Below are 390 nucleotides of genomic sequence, written 5' to 3'. Positions count from 1 at the left end.
GCCCAGCCCCAAATTGGAAACGATAACGGTCGATATCCGCACCAACGAATACACCGGCGAAGAGCGCTATGCCCAACGCACCGGCATCCGCATCAACGGCACCTTTGTGGCACCCAACGCCGGCTTCAATGCCAATCAGGGCAAAGCCATGCTCAGCCGCATGGCGCGGGTGGCCGCCGAAAAAGCCCGGGCCGTCCACCCCGACATCGCCCGCACCGCCATGAAAGAGCTGGCGGCAGACAAACGTTTTAAAAACAGCCTACCCAAAGCCGTGCTGGCTTGGGTGTTGGATTTACTGAAAGGGTAAAGATGGCAGAGTTGGACTTAAGCCGGGATATTTATCGGGCGGCCTACACTATTGAAGACAGTGTGGATGTGGAAAGAAATTTA

Annotated in this window: 1 pseudogene; it reads left to right on the top strand. The window is 56.2% G+C overall.

From position 1 onward, the window contains the following. Positions 1-307: pseudogene (locus tag IR141_RS12985) on the top strand (phage head morphogenesis protein); the annotation flags it as partial. Positions 308-390 lie beyond the last annotated feature (83 nt).

The organism is Neisseria sp. 19428wB4_WF04 (assembly GCF_015235335.1).
GTDB lineage: Bacteria > Pseudomonadota > Gammaproteobacteria > Burkholderiales > Neisseriaceae > Neisseria > Neisseria musculi.
Note: the sequence above shows the minus strand (reverse complement) of the source record. Positions and strands in the feature narration are given on the sequence as shown.